Below are 16,642 nucleotides of genomic sequence, written 5' to 3' on the forward strand. Positions count from 1 at the left end.
TCTCGGCGCCCTCCATGGCGGCTGCGATGTCCGTACCGGAGTACGCAACCGGGGCGAAGCCCTCCAGCCGTCCCTGGCTGTTGATGCCGCCCTTGACCCGAACTGCCTCAATGTTTTCGTGAGCGTGTGAGGCTCGGGAGTACAGCGAGACCCGGTGGCCATGCTGAGCCCAGTCGAAGGCGACAGCCATGCCTCCGTTGCCAGAACCAACAACGGTGACGTTCATGGTCGCTCCCCAATCCGTCCGGCGTCATGGCAGACGCCGCCTCCACCACCGGCCCCGTCGTACGAGGTTGAACACAAATGGCGGGGCCGCCGAGCCATCGTTGAGATCCTCGCACAGCGAATGGTGCTGAACCTCGACGTCGACGCGGCGGAGTGGCTTGGCCTCGATCCACCGACGCGGTTGGCGTCGGCACGGTGACGCCACGTCCGAACATGGGTCCACTCGGTGCTCGCGGCCGCTGCCAGCATCCTCAAGCTGCCGGCCGTCGTTTCCAGCACTGAATCCTGGTTGTCAGCAGTAGTTACATGTAGCGCCCCCAATAGGCGCACTGTTCTGCCGCGATGAAGGATGACTTCCGAGCCCGGGTCTGGGTTTTGGCCGGTGTTTCGGTCGCGATTTCGGGTCCCACCGCGGGCGGGGGCCAGTATCGGCGGCTCTGAACGGGAGAAGGCGGGCGGCGAAAGGTGGCAAGCGGCGAAAGGTAGCAAGCGGCCGCGAGGCGAGGGGCAGGTTCCGCCATGGGCTGATCCGCGGGACCCGGTGGCGGAGGGGCGTGGCATGGTGTTCGGGTGTCGGATGCCGGGGATGTGCGGCGGGTGGCTCTCGGGCTGCCGGATGTGGTGGAGATCGACAGCGACGGGTTCGACTTCCGGGTGCACAACCGGGGGTTCGTGTGGTCCTACCCGGAGCGGCTGCCCGGGAAGCCCCGGGTCATCCGCACCGATGTCGCGGTTCTCTTCGTGGGGGACGAGGCCGAGAAGCAGGCTCTGGTGCTCGGCGAGCCCGACCTCTTCTTCACGACGCCGGGGTATGACGGGCTGCCGCTGGTCATGGTGCGGCTGGACCGGCTGGACGCGGAGCGGCTGACCGAACTGGTCACCGACGCGTGGCGGATGCGGACGGAGTGACCCGGCGGGAACAACCCGGCGGCCGCGCGCGGAGGTCTCGCCGCGCGCGGCCCGGGCCGGGTCACAGGGCTCTGCTGTGGCCGTACCCGATCAAACGCAGTTGAGGTTGGGCCACGACCAGTTCCCGTTGTGCTGGACGGTGAACCCGAAGACGTTGCCGCTGCCGTTGGGGCGGGCGGTCATGATCAGACCGGTGCTGTCGTAGGTGACGGCCGCGTTCCAGGTGGCGAGGACGCGTTGCGGTGAGTGCAGGGTGACCGTGACGGTCCAGTTGGTGGCGCCGCTGACCGTCACCTGGCCGTTGAAGCGGTCCGACCACTTGGTGCCCTCGGCGTAGGTGGCCGAGCAGGATCCACCGCCGGGCGGCGGCGTCGTCGAGTCGGGGGCCACGGCACGGCCGGTCGACGGGGAGATCATGCCGGCGCAGAGGCCGCGGCTGTTCAGGCCGGAGACGATCTGCGGTATCGCGGCGATCGTGGTGGCGTACTGGTCGTGCATCAGGATGAGCTGGCCGTTGGTGAGCCGGCTCGCGGCCTGGACGATCTGCGCGGTGCTGGCGCCGTTCCAGTCCTGCGAGTCGACGTCCCAGGTGACGGTGCGCAGACCCAGCGCCGAAGCGGCGGACTGCAGCGTCGCGTTCGTCTCGCCGTACGGCGGCCGGAACAGGCGCGGGGTGCCGCCGCCGGCGTTCTGGATGGCCGACTGGGTGCGGGACAGCTCCGACGACATCTGCGCCTGGGACAGCGTCAGCATGTGCGGGTGGGTGTAGCTGTGGTTGGCGATCCACATGCCGGCGCCGGCCTCGGCCGCGACCAGCCCCGGGTTGGCGGCGGCGTTCTGGCCGGTGTTGAACAACGTCGCCCGCACGTTGTTGTTGCGCAGCGTCGTCAGCAGCGTGCTGGTGTTACCGGGGTTGGGGCCGTCGTCGAAGGTCAGGCCGACGTAGCCGTTCTGGCAGGCGGCGAGGGTGGTGGTCGCCTGCGCGGCCGGCGGCGCCACGGCGAGGAGGGAGGCGGCGACGCTGAGGACGAGCGCGCCGGCGCGGACCGGGTGGGGCATGGAGGTGCTCCTTGTCGTCGAAGTGTGGCCGTGGGCCGACCGGTGGAAGCCGCCACGGAACCTGACTTCATCGTGATGCGCACTTCGATCGCCGTCAATGCCTGTTTTCTCGGCAGCCGCCGGAAGTTTCGGAACGGCCCCACGCTGCACTTCGTGCTGTGGGAGAGCCGCGCGGCGGGAAGGCAGGTCAGGTCGATGTTCCGGAAGTATCGGAACGACAACCAAACCCTTTGATGGGGTACGCGCGCTTCATCGCCCCGTGGCCCGGCGTGGCCTGGGTGGGGCGAGACCTCCGCGTGCGGCCGCCGGGTTGTTCCCGGTGGGCTTGCTCTAAACCTTGGGGACGCGGGCGCCGTGGGCGTGGATGTGGCCTTCCGGCTCGGCGAGGTGGGAGCGTTCGCCGGCGTGGTCGAGGATGCAGAGGATCTCGGCCGGGGCGTCGGGGGTGGCGCCGAAGGCGTGCGGGACCATGGTGCTGAACTCGGCCGCCTCGCCGGTGCGGACGTGGATTGTGCGCTCGCCCAGGCGGAGCACGACCGTGCCGGCGAGGACCGTGAGCCAGTCGCGGCCGGGGTGCACCCGCAGCTCTGACGGCGCGGGCCGGGTGATGCGCAGCTTGGCCACGGTCATGGCGGCGCCCTCGCGCGACAGCAGCCAGGTGGTCATGCCCCGGGCGTCGTCCTTGTAGGGGCGGATCACCACGTCGTCGTCGGAGCCGGACTCGACCAGGGCGTCGAGCGTGGTGTCGAGCGACCGGGCGATCGCGGTCAGCTGGTCGAGGGCGATGCGGCGGTGGCCGGTCTCGATGCGGCTGAGGGTGGAGGGGCTGAGGTGGCAGCGGGCGGCCATCTCGTCGAGGGACCAGCCCCGGGCCAGGCGCAGGCCCCGGATGCGCTGGCGGACCAGGTCTTCCAGCTCGGCGTCTTGCTTCATACGCAAGATGGTACGCGTCAGACGCAAAGCATGGGTACGGTCGACGGCATGGCTCACTCCCACTTCGCCGAACTGCTCGACCTCGACGCCGAGGTTCTGTCCGACTACCACCGCACGGTCTTCGACTGGGTCGGCGGTGTGGCGGCCGACCGGCCGCACGTCGTCGATCTGGGCGCCGGCACCGGGGTCGGCTCGCTGGCCCTGGCCCGTGCGCTGCCGGGGGCCACGATCACCGCGGTCGACGTCGACGACGAGATGCTCGATCACCTGCGGCGCAAGGCTTCGGCCGCGGGGCTGGCCGATCGGATCCGCACGGTCCGGGCCGACCTCGACCAGCCCTGGCCCGATCTCGGGCCGGCCGACCTGGTCTGGGCCTCGGCCTCGATGCACCACATGGCCGACCCGGCGGCCGCGCTGACCGGGGCGTTCGGCCTGCTGCGGCCGGGCGGGTTGTTCGCGGTCAGCGAGCTGACCGCGTTCCCGCTGTTCCTGCCGGACGGGCCGGAGGCCGATGTGGAGCGACGCGCCCACCAGGTGATGGCGGCCATGCGCGACGAGGCCGGCCTGCACATGCACGAGGACTGGGCGGCCCGCCTGAAGGCGGCCGGCTTCGACCCGGTCGAGGAACGCCGCTTCGACATCGCGCTGGAGCCGCCGCTGCCGCCGGCCGGGGGCCGCTACGCCCAGGTCTCCCTGGAGCGCATGCGTCAGGGGCTGGCCGAACGGCTCTCCCCCGCCGACCTGACGACGCTGGAGCAGGTGGCCGCGTCCCTCCCGGACCGCGACGACCTGGTCGTGCGTACCCACCGCATGGTCTTCCTGGCCCATCGGCCCTGACGAGCGCCTTGCCCCGAAAGCCCGCCGACCGAGGAGCCGCCACCCCGCTAGCATGGGCCACCGTGACGACCGCGCTGATCGTGGTGGATCTGATGCCACGCCTCGTGGAGCAGGACATGGGGCCGCATCGGGGCGCTGACGTAGTCGCGCGGTCGGCCGCGATCGCCGCCGCGGTGCGACGTGCCGGCGGGACGGTGGTTCTGGTTCGCGTCGAGCGCCCCAACGTCGCCACCCAGCCGCCGGGCAGCGGTTTCGTGCCCGAGATGCGGCCGCGGGACGGTGACGTGGTCGTGGTGAAGCGGACCATCGGCGCCTTCTACGGCACCGGACTGGCCGAGCGTCTGACCGAGCGCGGCGTCACCACGGTCATCATGGCGGGCCTGGCCACCACGATGGGCGTCGAGTCGACCGCGCGGGCGGCCGCCGATCACGGGTTCGGCGTGGTGTTCGCCTCGGACGCGATGAGCGGCGTCACGGCCGCCGAGCACGAGCACGCGCTGACCACGACGCTGCCGCGGTTCGGTGACGTGCTCACGACCGATGAAGTGCTGCGTTCAGTACGCGGCTGATCTCCGGCGGGGGGATCGGCGCGTCGGCCAGCGCGGCCGTGATGGCGACGAGTGACGGGTCCCGCTCCAGCGCCCACCGCCCGGCCTCCGCCTTGGGGGAGTGCGCCCCCTCCACCGCGAAGCGCCACATCCGGCAGGCCGTCAGCACCATGAACCGGGCGTGCTCGACGTCGTCGGTGAGCTCCCGCCACCGGGTCAGCCAGTAGCGCCCGCGGTCGACGACCCATGACGCCGGGACCGGGCCGATCACCGCGTCGGGCGGATCGGACCCGACCAGCGTGACACCATGCGCCCTGGCCACCGACAGTTCCACGACAAAATCAGGATCCGACGGTACGTCCACCGCCACGTCACCGTGCCCGGCGTACAGCAGAACCCCCGGCGCCGATGTCGGACGAGCGACCACCGCGGCCGAAACCACATGCAGGTCGAGCGGGGCGCCCGACGCGATCGAGAGGAGCCGCGGCACCGCGTCGGACGGCAGCGGGGACGACGTGATCAGCAGCAGGTCGATGTCGCTGCGGCCGGGCCGGTACCCGCCGAGGGCCAGCGACCCGTGCAGGATCACGGTCCCGCCGGTGACGGCGGCGCACGACCGGGCCAGCGACGTGGCGCGTGAGATGGACATGGCCAGCCGAAGCTCCCGCCGGGTTGGTCCGCGTGATAATACGTATGAGTCCCTGGTATTACCAACTTATTAACACCTACCGTCCCTGGTCATGAGACGACGCTCCCTGCTGGTGGCCGGCCTCGCCTCGGCCGGCGCCACCGCGATCGGAACACCGGCGACGGCCGCGCTTCCCGGCGGCATGCCCACCTACCGCTACCTGCGTGACGCGCTGCGCATGCCGTTGCGCTACAACCCGACCGGCGAGTTCATCTTTCCGTGCATCCGCGGCGTGTACGACAAACTCGCCAACCCGCGCGCCCGCTACCACCTCTACTACGCGCCGCACGAGAAGCCCGGCGGCATCTGCGTGGCCTTCGCCGACTCGCTCGACGGACCGTTCACCGAGCACACCGCCAACCCGCTGATCGACAACGTGCTGCCCGGCGGGGCCACGGTGAGCCACGTGTCCTCGCCGCACGTCATCTGGGACGCCCCCACCCGGCAGTTCTACTGCTATTTCCACGGCGAGAACTTCACCACCCGGGTCGCCCGGTCCACCGGCGGCGTGACCTTCACCGACGAGACGCCGATCCTCAGCACCCGCCTGGTGCCGAACACCACCGAGACCTCGTACGCGCGGGTCTTCGAGCATGTCCTGCCCGGCCGCGGCAACCGCTACGTGATGATCTTCATGGGCGTGGTGTCGGGGCGGCGGCGGCTGTTCTACGGCTGGTCGCCCAACGGCTGGGACCAGTGGCAGTTCCATCCCACGGCGCTGATCGACCCGGAGCCGGACGGCCTGACCGACATCTCCGGCCCGCATCTGGTGAAGCGCGGCGGTCTGACCTATGTGGCCTATCACGGCAACGACGGGAAGATGCGTGTCACCGAGGTCGGCGCGGCCTTCGACCGGCAGAACCACCTCGGCGTCTTCTATTCGCCGGTCGCCGGTGACAACGGCCGCGCGGCCGCCCCGTCCTTCGGCACCGACGGCGGCACGCAGTACATGTTCTATGAGGCCGGCGCTCGCCTGAGCGCCCGGATCTGCATAGCCAAAGCGGTCTAGTGCTGCATAGATAGAAAAACTTCACTGTGTCTATTTACTGTTAACACTCTTTAACTTATGTTGGGCGGACAAGGCGAGTGAAGGCCCCCGTCCCGGCGGGCCGGGCGGCCCCCTGAACGACACCCCCGGCCCGCCGTCCCCCAGCAGAGGAGCACTCCATGACCCGACGAGTGAGGCGCCGCATAGCCCTACCGATCCTCACCCTGACCGCCGTCGTCACGTCGATGTTCGTCGCGGTGCCGGCCGCGCTGGCCCACGGCTACATCTCCACCCCGCCCAGCCGCCAGGCCAACTGCGTCCGCGGCAATCCGGGCAACTGCGGCGACATCATCTACGAGCCGCAGAGCGTCGAGGCGCCCAAGGGCTCGATGCAGTGCAACGGCGGCGGCGCCCGGTTCGCGGTGCTGAACGACGAGAGCAAGGGCTGGCCGGCGACCTCGGTCGGCAGCTCGGTCACGTTCACCTGGACGCTGACCGCCCGGCACTCCACCAGCACGTGGGAGTACTTCATCGGCAACACGCTGCTGGCGTCCTTCAACGACGGTGGCGCGCAGCCCGGCGCGACCAAGACCCACACGGTCAGCCTGGGCAACTTCAGCGGCCGCCAGCGGCTGCTGGCCCGGTGGAACATCGCCGACACGGTGAACGCGTTCTACTCCTGTGTGGACCTGCAGATCGGTGGCGGCAGCACCCCGCCGCCGAGCAACCCGCCCCCGTCGAACCCGCCGCCGTCCAACCCGCCCCCGTCCAACCCGCCGCCGGCCGGTGGCACCTGGGCCGCGGGCACGGCGTACTCGACGGGCAGCACGGTCACCTACGGCGGTCTGAGCTACCGCTGCCGGCAGGCGCACACCGCGCTCGCCGGCTGGGAACCGCCGAACGTCCCGGCGCTGTGGGAACGGATCTGACGAAGTGTGGGCTCCGCCGCGGCGGGGCCCACGCCCTTCTCGTCCTCCTGCTGACGCTCGTCGTGGCCGGCTGCGGCGGCGACTCGGACACCGGCGGCCCGCAAGAGGCGAACGCCACCGACGTGATGTACGCCCAGATGACCGTCGAGCACATCCGGCAGGGCCTGCCGGTGCTCGACCTGGCCGTCGAGCGGGGGAGGTCGCCCGAGCTCAAGGCCGTCGCCACCGAGCTGCGCGGGCAGTGGACGGCCGAGAACACCACGCTGGCCGGCTGGCTCGCCGAGTGGGACCGGCCCGCCGAGGCCGACCCGAACGAGTCGATCCACGCCGGGCACGGCGCCCTGCACGCCTTGCGGCCGCAGGACGTCGACGACCTCCGGGCGGCCACCGGCGCCTTCGACCAGACGGCCACCGCGCTGCTGCTCGGCCACCTGCACAACGGCATGGAGACGGCCCGGATGGAGGCCAAGGGCGGCGCCTACCGCCCCGCGGTCGACCTGGCCACCCGGACCACCACCACCCGCCAGGCGCAAATCCAGCGACTTCTGACCTTGGCGGCCGGACAATAGCCGGATGCCCGAGTTGACATCCCCCACCACCGACTTGCACAAGTCCTGGCTGGACGCCCGTGACGACTGGGGCCGCGGCGTGCACCAGGACGGCGCCGGCCTCCGCGACTTCGACGACGTCGACTCGCCCGAGGGCTTCGCGCGCTTCGTCCAGCGCCTGCACGACGAGGACAACCCCGACATCGAGCCCGAGCCCGGCCGGGTGAACACCACCTACTGGTGGATCACCGATGGCGACACCGTGCTGGGCGGCATCTCGCTGCGCCGCGAGCTCAACGACTTCCTGCTCGAGCAGGGCGGAAACATCGGTTATGGGGTACGCCCGTCAGCCCGCGGCCGCGGCCTGGCCGGCTGGGCCCTGCGCGAGGTCCTCGGCAAGGCCCGTGACCTCGGCCTGACCCGCGCGCTGGTGACCTGCCACGTCACCAACGACGCCTCCCGCCGGGTCATCGAACGCGCCGGCGGCGTCTTCGAGGACATCCGCGACGGCCGCCTGGGTCCCACCCGCCGCTACTGGTTCACCCTGTAGGCCGGGTTTCACAACCCGGCCAGTGCGGCGTAGCCGGGTTGTGAAACTCGGCCTAAGATGCGCGTCGATGATCGAGACGATCGAGCTCACGAAGACGTACGGCAAGGTCCGGGCAGTTGACGGCCTCTCGTTCAGCGCGCGACCGGGGCGGGTGACCGGCTTCCTCGGCCTCAACGGCTCGGGCAAGAGCACCACGCTGCGCATGCTGCTCGGGCTGACCCGGCCGACCGCCGGCGAGGCGCTGATCGACGGCAAGCCGTTCACCGAGCTGCCTCAGCCGCTGCGGCGGGTCGGCGCCGTGCTCGAACAGGGCCTCAGCCATCCCGGGCAGAGCGGGCGGGCCCACCTGGTGTCGCAGGCGATCCTGGCCGGCGCCGGGAAGGACCGGGTCGACCGGCTGCTCGAGCTGGTGGGCCTGGCCGACGACGCCCACCGCCGCACCGGCGACTACTCGCTGGGCATGCGGCAGCGGCTGGCCGTCGCGACCGCGTTGCTGGGCGAGCCCGACGTACTCGTCTTCGACGAACCGGCCAACGGCCTCGACCCGTCCGGGATGGCCTGGCTGCGCGACCTGTTGCGCGACCACGCCGACGCCGGCGGCACCGTGCTCATCTCCAGCCACCTGCTGGCCGAGCTGGCCCAGCTGATCGACGACGTGGTGATCATCGCGGACGGGCGACTGCGGGAGGCGATGCCGCTCACCGAGCTGTACGGCCTGGCCACCCAGCGGCTGCGCGTGCAGGGCGCCGACCCGTCCCGGCTGGGGCAGGTGTTCGAAGGCGCCGGCGCGTCGGTCACCGCGGTCGAGGAGACCCTGGAGGTGGTCGGCCTGGAAGCCAGGGAGGCCGGGGAGATCGCCTTCGCCGAGGGCATTCCGCTGTACGAGCTGACGGTCGAGACGCCGCACCTGGAACAGATCTTCCTCGACCTGGCCGGCGCCCGATGACCGCCCTGGTCCGCAGCCAGCTCTACCGGATGGTGACGATCCGGTCGAGCTGGCTGTCCATCGTGCTGTTCGCCGTGCTGGCCGCCTCGTTCGGCATCCTCGAGCCGTACTGGTGGGCGCTGTTCGTGGGCATCGGCACGTTCGGCATCTCGGTCCTCACGGTGGCCCAGCACTACCAGCACCGGACGGCCGCCCTGCTCTACCTGGCCCAGCCCAAGCGCCTCCCGGTGCTGCTCGCCCTGGTCCTCACCACGGTCGGCGTCACCCTGATCTTCGCGGCGGTCACCGGGATCCCGGTCTATTTCGAGGACGACCTGTCCCAGAAGATGTACGAGCGCACCCTGCTGGTCGTACCCATCATGGCGGTCTTCGGCGCCGCCACCGCGGCCATCGTCCGCCGCTCCTCCTGGATCTTCTACGGCTTCGGCGTCTGGTTCGTGCTGATCGAGGGCCTGGCCGGCCAGATGCGCTGGCCGCTCCCGATCTCCTCCTACCTGGACGCGGCCCGGGGCGTCGGCTTCGGCCGCCTGTTCTTCCTCGGCTGGGCCGTGGTGGCCCTGGCCGGCGCGGCCCTGGCCCTCTTCCGCGACCTCACCAGCGACTGACCCGCCCGACAGTGGTAGGCCCGGACGGCTTCCCGGGCCGCAACACCGTGTTCCCCTACCGCCGTTCGTGGGGGGTGGTAGGTCCGGACGGTGTTCGGGGCCGCGATGCCGTGCTGATCTACCACTGCCCGGTACGGTGGTCGGGCGGGACGGGATGGCTAGGTGATGGACTCCAGGGCGGGCAGGGCGGCGAGGGGGACCACGCGGGCGTTCTGGAGGGTGGCGACCTCCCAGCGGGAGTTCTGCCACACCACGGCGAGGAGTTGCATCAGGCGGGCCGGAGCGGGGGCGCCCGGCATCAGGACGCCGAAGCGGTGGTGCACGACGCCGGCGCCGGGCGCCACGATGCGGGCGAAGGGCACGTCGCTGTCGACCAGGCTCGAGCCCTTCAGCATGGTGTCGAAGGCGGGCTGCTGGAAGGCGACCAGCGTGTCGCGTCCCTTCTGGATGGTTCCCTCGAACTCCACCAGCTCGGCGTCCGCCGCGAAGTCGGCGTAGAAGCCGGCGGCGTCACCGCGGTTCCACGCCTCGCACATCCGGGCCGGGATGGCGCTCATCGTCTCGATCGACTGATCCATGGCCGCCATCGTGGCCGGGATCAGCGGGCGGCGCCTTGACCATGCGTGCACGGCTGCTGGACATCAGCGCCGCCGCCGTGTAGCCGAAGGTGGCCTTGAACAGCCGGCTGAAGTGGGCCGCGTCGGCGAAGCCCCAGCGTGCCGCCACCGAGGCGACCGTGCGCCCGCCGCCGGCCAGGTCGGCGTGGCACCGGTCGAGGCGGCGCCGGCGGATCAGGGCGGCCACCGTGAGCGGCTCGTCCTCGAAGAGCTTGTGCAGGCGGCGTACGGAGAGGTGATGCGCCGCGGCCACCTTGGCCGGGGTGAGGTCGCGGTCGGCCAGCCGCGCCTCGACGTAGCCGCGGATCCGGTCGCGCAGGACCGGGTCGGACGAGGGGGCGGCCTGGGAGGAGCCGAGGGCCACCGAGATCAGCTCGATCACCGCGGCGGCCGACCGTTCCTCCTCGTCGGCGCGGAACCCGCTGAAGCCGCGTGTCATGTCGCGGGCGAGCGACGCCACCAGCGCGGCGGGGCCACGGTCGCCGGGGATTCGTACCCCGGCGAAGCGGTCGGCGCCGCGCAGCGCGTGCCGCGGCACCAGCATGGTCACGTGGGTGCTGGCGGTGCTGGCGTACCGGACCGGGCGCGCCGGGTCGATCAGCACCAGGTCGGCCGGGCCGAGCACGACGTCGTCCCGGCCGTGCTCGACGCGGACCCGCCCGCGCATCATCAGGTCGATCTGCCACCGCGCCTCGTCGGACGCGCGGACCGCGCGGGCCGGCCGGAAGCACTCCCCGGCCGGCGTGACCAGCTCGACCATGCGCAGCGGCCCGAGGTCGCGGGTCACGACGCCGGCCCGGAAGGGGCCCTCGTGCCGCCCGCCGAGCAGCGGCGGCATACCGCTGACGGCCAGCTTCTCCAGGTAGGCGTCGGCGCTCATGCGACCAGGCGGCGTTCCCAGGCCCAGGCGGCGATCTCGACCCGGTTGCGGGCGCCCAGCTTGGTCTGGACGCTGCCCAGGTGGGTCTTGACCGTGCCGATCGAGATGAACAGCTCGGTGGCGATCTCGGCGTTGGTCAGGCCCTTGGCGGCCAGCCGGACCACGTCCAGCTCGCGCGGGGACAGGCCGCCGTCGTCGCCGGCCGGCGCGGGCGGGCTCAGGTGTTCGAGCAGGCGGACCGTGATGGACGGGCTGATCAGCGCGTCGCCGGAGACGGCGGCCCGGACCGCCTCGATGAGCAGGGCCGGGCCGGAGTCCTTGAGCAGGAAGCCGGCGGCGCCGTTGCGGAGGGCGGTGTGCACGTACTCGTCGAGGTCGAAGGTGGTCACCACGACCACCTTGACCGGTTCGGCGACGCCCGGACCGGCCAGCAGCCGCAGCGCCTCGAGGCCGTCCATCTTGGGCATCCGGATGTCGAGCAGGGCGACATCCGGCCTGATCCGGCGGGCCAGGGCCACCGCCTCGACGCCGTCGGCGGCCTCGCCGGCCACCTCCATGTCGGGTTGCGCCCCGATGATCATGCCGAATCCGGTTCGGACCATGGCCTGGTCATCAGCGATGATCACGCGGATCACCGGCCCACCTCCAGAGTCAGCGGCAGGGCCGCGTCGACCACCCAGCCGCCGTCGATGCCGGGGCCGGCGGTGATCCGGCCGCCGACCGCCCGGACCCGTTCGGTCAGCCCCACGAGACCGTACCCCGGCCGTTCGCGGGGGAGGGCGGCGCGGGGCGGCGCGCCGTCGTTCGCCACCCGGACGAGCAGCCAGTCGGGCGTACGCCGGATCCAGACGTCGACCACCCGGGCGCCGTCGGCGTGCTGCCGGATGTTGGTCAGGGCCTCCATCACCACCCGGTACGCCGAGGTGGACACCTCGACCGGCAGCCCGTGCGGGTCGCCGTCGGTGTGCAGCCGGGCCAGCGGGCCACCGGCCGCCGTGAACTGCTGCACCAACTGGGCCAGCTCGGGCACCCCGGCGATCGGGGCCAGCGGCGCGTCCGGCTGGGCCTGCGGGTCGCGCAGCACGCCGACCATCCGCCGCATCGAGGCCATCGTCTCGGCCCCGGCCTGCTCGATCTGTTCCAGCGCCAGGAGGACCCGTTTCGGGTCCTGTTCGGCGATGAACCGCGCCCCCTGGGCCTGCACCACGATGCCCGTGACGTGGTGGGCAATGAAGTCGTGCAGGTCACGTGCGAACTCGGTGCGCTGTTCGGCGCGGACCGCGTCCATCGCGCGGCGCCGGCTGGCGTCGATCGTCCGCAGATAGACCCCGGCGCCGATCGCCACCGTGGCGGCCAGGGCGAGGATCAGGCCGGCGATGACGAACTGGTACTCGAAGCCGCCCCGGATCGGCATCAGCCCGAGCGCGATGACGGTGGCGATGACCGCCATCACCGACCAGGCCGGGTCGCCGCGGCGGCTGACGACGAACAGCACCCCGAGCAGGGCCAGCGACTCGGCCGTGCCGAAGCTGGCCTGGGTCGGCCCGGCCGCGCCGATCACGATGGTGATCAGCAGCGAGAAGGCGGCCAGCGCCAGGGCGGTCTTGGGCAGCCGGGTCGACCCCTGCTGGTGCCGAGGCAGCCAGACCGCGGCGGCGAGGACCGCGGCCGGCACCTCCAGGAGCACCGCCGGACCGGCCCCGGACGATCCGGTCAGCAGGTCGATGGCGCCCAGCCCGGCCATCACCACGAGCACGGCGGCCTGACCCGCGTGGAAGAGCAGGTTGCGGTTGGGCTGGTTCGTCATCGTCACCCAGCGTATGTCCTGGCCGGGCGGGTCCCATCGGCCGAAAGACAGATCCGCGCCCGGACGGGATCCCGCCCGTGAGCCGATGTGACCGCCCGGCCTTCGCCGACAGCATGTGTCCCGACAACAATCCTCACCATAAGGACAGATGATGACGACCCTCGCGAGCGAGCCCGGCACCCTGGCCGCGGTGTCCGCGGTCGATCTGGTCAAGGTGTACGGCGCCGGCGACACCGCGGTACGCGCCCTGGACGGTGTGACCGTGGGCTTCGAGCGCGCCCAGTTCACCGCGATCATGGGACCGTCCGGATCCGGCAAGTCGACCCTGATGCACTGCCTGGCCGGCCTGGACAAGGCCACCTCGGGCCGGGCCCTGCTCGGCGGCACCGACCTGACCACCCAGCCCGACCGGGTGCTGACCAGGGTGCGACGCGAGCGGATCGGGTTCGTCTTCCAGTCGTTCAACCTGCTGCCCCAGCTGACCGCCGAGCAGAACATCATGCTGCCGCTGGACCTGGCCGGGCGGCGGGCCGAGCGCGGCCTGTTCAGCCACCTCACCACCACCCTGGGACTCACCGACCGGCTGAACCACCGGCCGGCCGAGCTGTCCGGCGGCCAGCAGCAGCGGGTCGCGGTGGCCCGGGCGCTGGTCACCCGGCCGGAGGTCGTGTTCGCCGACGAGCCGACCGGCAACCTGGACTCCCGCTCCGGCGCCGAGGTGCTGCTCTTCCTGCGGAACTCGGTGCGTGAGCTGGGTCAGACGATCGTCATGGTCACCCACGACCCGGGCGCCGCCGCGTACGCCGACCGGGTCGTCCTGCTGGCCGACGGCCGGGTGGCCGGCGACCTGGACCGCCCGGGTCCCGACACCATCGCCACCGCCCTGCGTGACCTGGCGGCGGCCCGATGAGCGGCGTCCTGCGCACCCAGCTCGGCGAGTCGGCCCGCCGCCCGTCCCGGCTGCTGCTGACCGGCATGGCCGTGCTGGTCGCGTCGTTCGTGGTCTACGCGACCGTGCTGGCCCAGCAGATCACCCGGGCCAGCATCCTGGACGGCCTGAGCCAGACCCCGGAGGCCGCGGCGCTCGTGGTCACCGGCAAGGACAACGGGGTGCCCACCGAGCAGCTCGCCCGGCTGGCGCGGGTGCCGGGCGTGACCGCGGCGGTCGGCCGGGTCGACGCCGGCGGCGAGGTGAACGGCCGCGGCCTCAGCCTGAGCTCCGACCCCGGGTCCGGGCCGCTCAGCACGGTCAAGGTGACCGAGGGCCACTATCCCGCCAGGACCGGTGAGCTGGCCGTGACGCCGAGGACCGCCGACCGGATGGGTCTGCGGGTCGGCACCACGTTCCAGATGGCCACCACCTACGACGAGGACGGCAGGCCGGGCAAGCCCCGGTCGCTGACGGTGGTCGGCGTGGTGTCGGTGCCGGACGACTACGGGCAGCAGGCGTACGCGCCACAGCCCCAGATCAGCGCGCTCACCGGGGCCGACCGGGTCTCCGTGGTCGAGCTGGCCGTCGCGCCGGGGCAGGAGGCGCCGGTCCGGAGCGCGGCCGAGGCCATCGCCGGCGCGGGCGCGGGCGTTCGTTCGGGCGCCGACGTCCGCCTCGACGAGGCCCGGGCGGTGGCCGACGACGTGGACGACGTGTTCTCGGTGGTGGCCATGTTCGTGGCGATCACGCTGGTCGCGGCCGGGCTGGTCGCCGCGTCCACGTTCCGGATCATCTTCGCCCAGCGCACCAAGCAGCTCGCCCTGCTGCGCGCGGTCGGCGCCGGCCGCGGCGCGCTGGTCCGCGCGCTGATCGCCGAGGGGGCGATGACCGGCCTGGCCACCGGCGTGGTGGGCGTGCTGGCCGCGCTCGGCCTCGGTCACCTGGTGCCGGTCATCGCCGGCGCCTTCGGGACGGACCTGGCCTCGCCGGGTGTCCCGGTGCTGCCCGCGCTGGGCGTGATCGCGCTGGCCGTGGTGGGCACCGTGCTCGCCGTGCTGACCCCGGCGGTCTCGGCCTCCAAGGTGTCGCCGCTGGAGGCGCTGCGTACGGCGAGCACGTCGCCGGCCCGGAAGGGCATCGGCTGGCCGCGTGCGGTGATCGGGGTGCTGCTGGCCGGTGGCGCCGGGCTGGTGGCCGCGTACGTGATCATGAATCTCCCCACGCCCGACCAGAAGAACTACGACCCGCAGAGCATGCTCATGCTGGTGGTCGCCTCGGGCGGGCTGGCCTTCCTGGCGCTGATCGCGCTCGGCCCGGTGCTGGTCCGGCCGCTGCTCGCCGCGGCGGGCTGGCCGCTGCGCCGGCTGGGTCCGCTGGGCCGCCTCGCGGTCGGTGGGGTCGGGGGAGCGCCTCGCCGGGCGGCGGCGGTGTCCGTGGTGGTCGCGCTGGGCGTCACCCTGATCGCCGGGTCGCTGGTCGGCGCCTCCTCGGTGCAGGCCCTGCTCGAGCGGGAGACCGCGTCCAGCGCCCCGGCCGACTTCGAGGTCACCGCGGCCGACACCCCGCTCGACCCGAAGCTGGCCGACCAGGTGCGGGCCCGCAGGGAACTGACCCACGTGGTGCCCTACCGCAAGATCGCCGCGGTCACCGTGACCGGGAGCGAGACCAAGCTGGAGGCCAACGACCTGGCCATGGACGCGGTGCCCGGCATCGCCAAGCTGGACGTCAAGAAGGGCACCTGGCACGGTCTCCGGCCCGGCCAGGTGATCATCTCCGGTTTCGCCGGCGACGTCAGCGACCTGAAGGTCGGCGACCGCACCACGATCACCGCCGGCCGGCGGTCGGTCCCGGTGACCGTCGCGGCCACCCTGCCCGACTCGGCGCCGCTCGGTTCAGGCCTGGTGCTCACGCCGCAGGACCTGACCACGCTGGGCGCTCCGGCGGGCTACTCCGGCCTGCTGGCCGACGCCGTGCGGTCCGGTGACGTGGCCCGCAACGCCGCGGACGCCGCGCTGCGACAGACGGTGACCGGGCCGGGCGTCGGTGTCACGGTGCTGGCCGACCAGCGCGACGAGATCGAGAGCGCGCTGAGCACGCTGCTGCTGATCGCGATCGGCCTGATCGGGCTGACCGTGCTCATCGCGGTGGTCGGGGTCGGCACCACGACGGCCTTGTCGGTGGTCGAGCGGGTCCGCGAGTCGGGCCTGCTGCGTGCCCTGGGGCTCTCCCGGGGCGGGCTGCGGGCGATGCTGACCGCCGAGTCGGGCCTCTACGGCGTGCTCGGCGCCCTGCTCGGCCTGCTGCTGGGCGTGCCCTACGCCTGGCTGGCCGTCTCGGCCCTGGGCCAGAACGCTCCGCTGACCCTGCCCGGCTTCCGCCTGGTCGCCGTCTTCGTGGTCCTGGTCATCCTCACCGCCCTGGCCGGCGTCCTCCCGGCCCGCCGAGCCGCCCGCGTGAGCCCGGTCGTGGCCCTGGCCACGGAGTAGAAACGACGACGGTCCGCTCCGGCCGTTCCGCGAAGCGGATCCGGCCGGAGCGCAACCAATCACGCACGTGGAGCGCAGCGACCCTCGGCGGGAGCGACGGTCTGCACCACCCACCCGGCTACGACATCAATCTCTTGATCTTGAAGTGGGTGCAGA

20 protein-coding genes are annotated in these 16,642 nt (G+C 72.1%); 12 read left to right on the forward strand and 8 right to left on the reverse strand.

Annotated features, from left to right (window positions below; all coding sequences use genetic code 11):
* Positions 1 to 226 (reverse strand): hypothetical protein (locus AB0M54_RS20180; RefSeq protein ID WP_364333332.1); only part of this gene is annotated, 226 nt, incomplete at its 3' end.
* A 569-nt stretch (positions 227 to 795) separates the two neighbouring features.
* On the opposite strand from AB0M54_RS20180, the gene AB0M54_RS20185 reads away from it, so the two are divergent.
* Positions 796 to 1,134: an MmcQ/YjbR family DNA-binding protein gene (locus AB0M54_RS20185; RefSeq protein ID WP_364334060.1), complete on the forward strand. Its 339-nt coding sequence runs from the start codon at positions 796 to 798 to the stop codon at positions 1,132 to 1,134.
* Between the two features lie 90 nt (positions 1,135 to 1,224).
* On the opposite strand, the gene AB0M54_RS20190 is transcribed toward AB0M54_RS20185, so the two are convergent.
* Positions 1,225 to 2,193: a polysaccharide deacetylase family protein gene (locus AB0M54_RS20190; protein ID WP_364473013.1), complete on the reverse strand. Its 969-nt coding sequence runs from the start codon at positions 2,191 to 2,193 to the stop codon at positions 1,225 to 1,227.
* Positions 2,194 to 2,223: 30 nt separating this feature from the next.
* Here AB0M54_RS20190 and AB0M54_RS20195 point away from each other — a divergent pair, with 30 nt between their 5' ends.
* Entirely contained in the window at positions 2,224 to 2,427 is a 204-nt protein-coding gene (locus tag AB0M54_RS20195; protein WP_364334066.1) for a hypothetical protein, read from the forward strand.
* Positions 2,428 to 2,523: 96 nt separating this feature from the next.
* On the opposite strand, the gene AB0M54_RS20200 is transcribed toward AB0M54_RS20195, so the two are convergent.
* Complete coding sequence (locus AB0M54_RS20200; protein WP_364334069.1) at positions 2,524 to 3,126, reverse strand: XRE family transcriptional regulator; 603 nt, start codon at positions 3,124 to 3,126, stop codon at positions 2,524 to 2,526.
* 48 nt (positions 3,127 to 3,174) lie between these two features.
* Here AB0M54_RS20200 and AB0M54_RS20205 point away from each other — a divergent pair, with 48 nt between their 5' ends.
* Together AB0M54_RS20205 and AB0M54_RS20210 are read left to right on the forward strand one after the other, a co-directional pair.
* Positions 3,175 to 3,963, forward strand: coding sequence for a class I SAM-dependent methyltransferase (locus AB0M54_RS20205; protein WP_364473015.1), 789 nt, complete (start codon positions 3,175 to 3,177; stop codon positions 3,961 to 3,963).
* Between the two features lie 62 nt (positions 3,964 to 4,025).
* Entirely contained in the window at positions 4,026 to 4,532 is a 507-nt protein-coding gene (locus AB0M54_RS20210) for an isochorismatase family protein (RefSeq protein ID WP_364334075.1), read from the forward strand.
* Here AB0M54_RS20210 and AB0M54_RS20215 read toward each other — a convergent pair.
* Positions 4,495 to 5,160, reverse strand: a complete 666-nt coding sequence (locus AB0M54_RS20215; RefSeq protein WP_364473017.1) for an aminoglycoside adenylyltransferase domain-containing protein — start codon at positions 5,158 to 5,160, stop codon at positions 4,495 to 4,497. The genes AB0M54_RS20210 and AB0M54_RS20215 overlap by 38 nt on opposite strands.
* A gap of 91 nt (positions 5,161 to 5,251) precedes the next feature.
* Here AB0M54_RS20215 and AB0M54_RS20220 point away from each other — a divergent pair, with 91 nt between their 5' ends.
* The 6 genes from AB0M54_RS20220 to AB0M54_RS20245 all read left to right on the forward strand — a co-directional run bounded on the left by AB0M54_RS20220 (position 5,252) and on the right by AB0M54_RS20245 (position 9,765).
* Positions 5,252 to 6,208, forward strand: coding sequence for a hypothetical protein (locus AB0M54_RS20220; RefSeq protein WP_364473019.1), 957 nt, complete (start codon positions 5,252 to 5,254; stop codon positions 6,206 to 6,208).
* Between the two features lie 170 nt (positions 6,209 to 6,378).
* The gene (locus tag AB0M54_RS20225) at positions 6,379 to 7,116 is read left to right on the forward strand and encodes a lytic polysaccharide monooxygenase (RefSeq protein ID WP_364473266.1); all 738 of its coding nucleotides are present in this window, start codon (positions 6,379 to 6,381) and stop codon (positions 7,114 to 7,116) included.
* Positions 7,101 to 7,685, forward strand: coding sequence for a DUF305 domain-containing protein (locus AB0M54_RS20230; protein ID WP_364473021.1), 585 nt, complete (start codon positions 7,101 to 7,103; stop codon positions 7,683 to 7,685). The genes AB0M54_RS20225 and AB0M54_RS20230 overlap by 16 nt, the downstream gene beginning before the upstream one ends.
* Positions 7,686 to 7,689: 4 nt before the next feature.
* Positions 7,690 to 8,214: a GNAT family N-acetyltransferase gene (locus AB0M54_RS20235; RefSeq protein WP_364473023.1), complete on the forward strand. Its 525-nt coding sequence runs from the start codon at positions 7,690 to 7,692 to the stop codon at positions 8,212 to 8,214.
* A 67-nt stretch (positions 8,215 to 8,281) separates the two neighbouring features.
* Entirely contained in the window at positions 8,282 to 9,160 is an 879-nt protein-coding gene (locus tag AB0M54_RS20240) for an ATP-binding cassette domain-containing protein (protein ID WP_364334089.1), read from the forward strand.
* Entirely contained in the window at positions 9,157 to 9,765 is a 609-nt protein-coding gene (locus AB0M54_RS20245) for a hypothetical protein (protein ID WP_364473025.1), read from the forward strand. The genes AB0M54_RS20240 and AB0M54_RS20245 overlap by 4 nt, the downstream gene beginning before the upstream one ends.
* A gap of 158 nt (positions 9,766 to 9,923) precedes the next feature.
* On the opposite strand, the gene AB0M54_RS20250 is transcribed toward AB0M54_RS20245, so the two are convergent.
* From AB0M54_RS20250 to AB0M54_RS20265, 4 genes are read right to left on the reverse strand one after another with little or no spacing between them, the layout of a single operon-like run.
* On the reverse strand, positions 9,924 to 10,343 hold the full coding sequence (locus AB0M54_RS20250; RefSeq protein WP_364473027.1) for an SgcJ/EcaC family oxidoreductase: 420 nt from the start codon (positions 10,341 to 10,343) through the stop codon (positions 9,924 to 9,926).
* A complete protein-coding gene (locus AB0M54_RS20255; RefSeq protein ID WP_364473029.1) occupies positions 10,276 to 11,262 on the reverse strand; it encodes a helix-turn-helix domain-containing protein in 987 nt (328 codons plus the stop codon). Before AB0M54_RS20255 ends, AB0M54_RS20250 begins: the two co-directional genes overlap by 68 nt.
* Entirely contained in the window at positions 11,259 to 11,897 is a 639-nt protein-coding gene (locus tag AB0M54_RS20260) for a response regulator transcription factor (protein WP_364334099.1), read from the reverse strand. The genes AB0M54_RS20255 and AB0M54_RS20260 overlap by 4 nt, the downstream gene beginning before the upstream one ends.
* Positions 11,894 to 13,069: a histidine kinase gene (locus AB0M54_RS20265; protein ID WP_364334102.1), complete on the reverse strand. Its 1,176-nt coding sequence runs from the start codon at positions 13,067 to 13,069 to the stop codon at positions 11,894 to 11,896. Before AB0M54_RS20265 ends, AB0M54_RS20260 begins: the two co-directional genes overlap by 4 nt.
* 148 nt (positions 13,070 to 13,217) lie before the next feature.
* On the opposite strand from AB0M54_RS20265, the gene AB0M54_RS20270 reads away from it, so the two are divergent.
* Both AB0M54_RS20270 and AB0M54_RS20275 read left to right on the forward strand, forming a co-directional pair.
* Entirely contained in the window at positions 13,218 to 13,979 is a 762-nt protein-coding gene (locus AB0M54_RS20270) for an ABC transporter ATP-binding protein (protein ID WP_364334106.1), read from the forward strand.
* Positions 13,976 to 16,486 (forward strand): FtsX-like permease family protein, encoded by a 2,511-nt coding sequence (locus tag AB0M54_RS20275; protein ID WP_364473031.1) that lies wholly within the window; start codon positions 13,976 to 13,978, stop codon positions 16,484 to 16,486. The genes AB0M54_RS20270 and AB0M54_RS20275 overlap by 4 nt, the downstream gene beginning before the upstream one ends.
* Positions 16,487 to 16,642 lie beyond the last annotated feature (156 nt).

The sequence above is a fragment of the Actinoplanes sp. NPDC051470 genome, assembly GCF_040682035.1.
Taxonomy (GTDB): domain Bacteria; phylum Actinomycetota; class Actinomycetes; order Mycobacteriales; family Micromonosporaceae; genus Actinoplanes.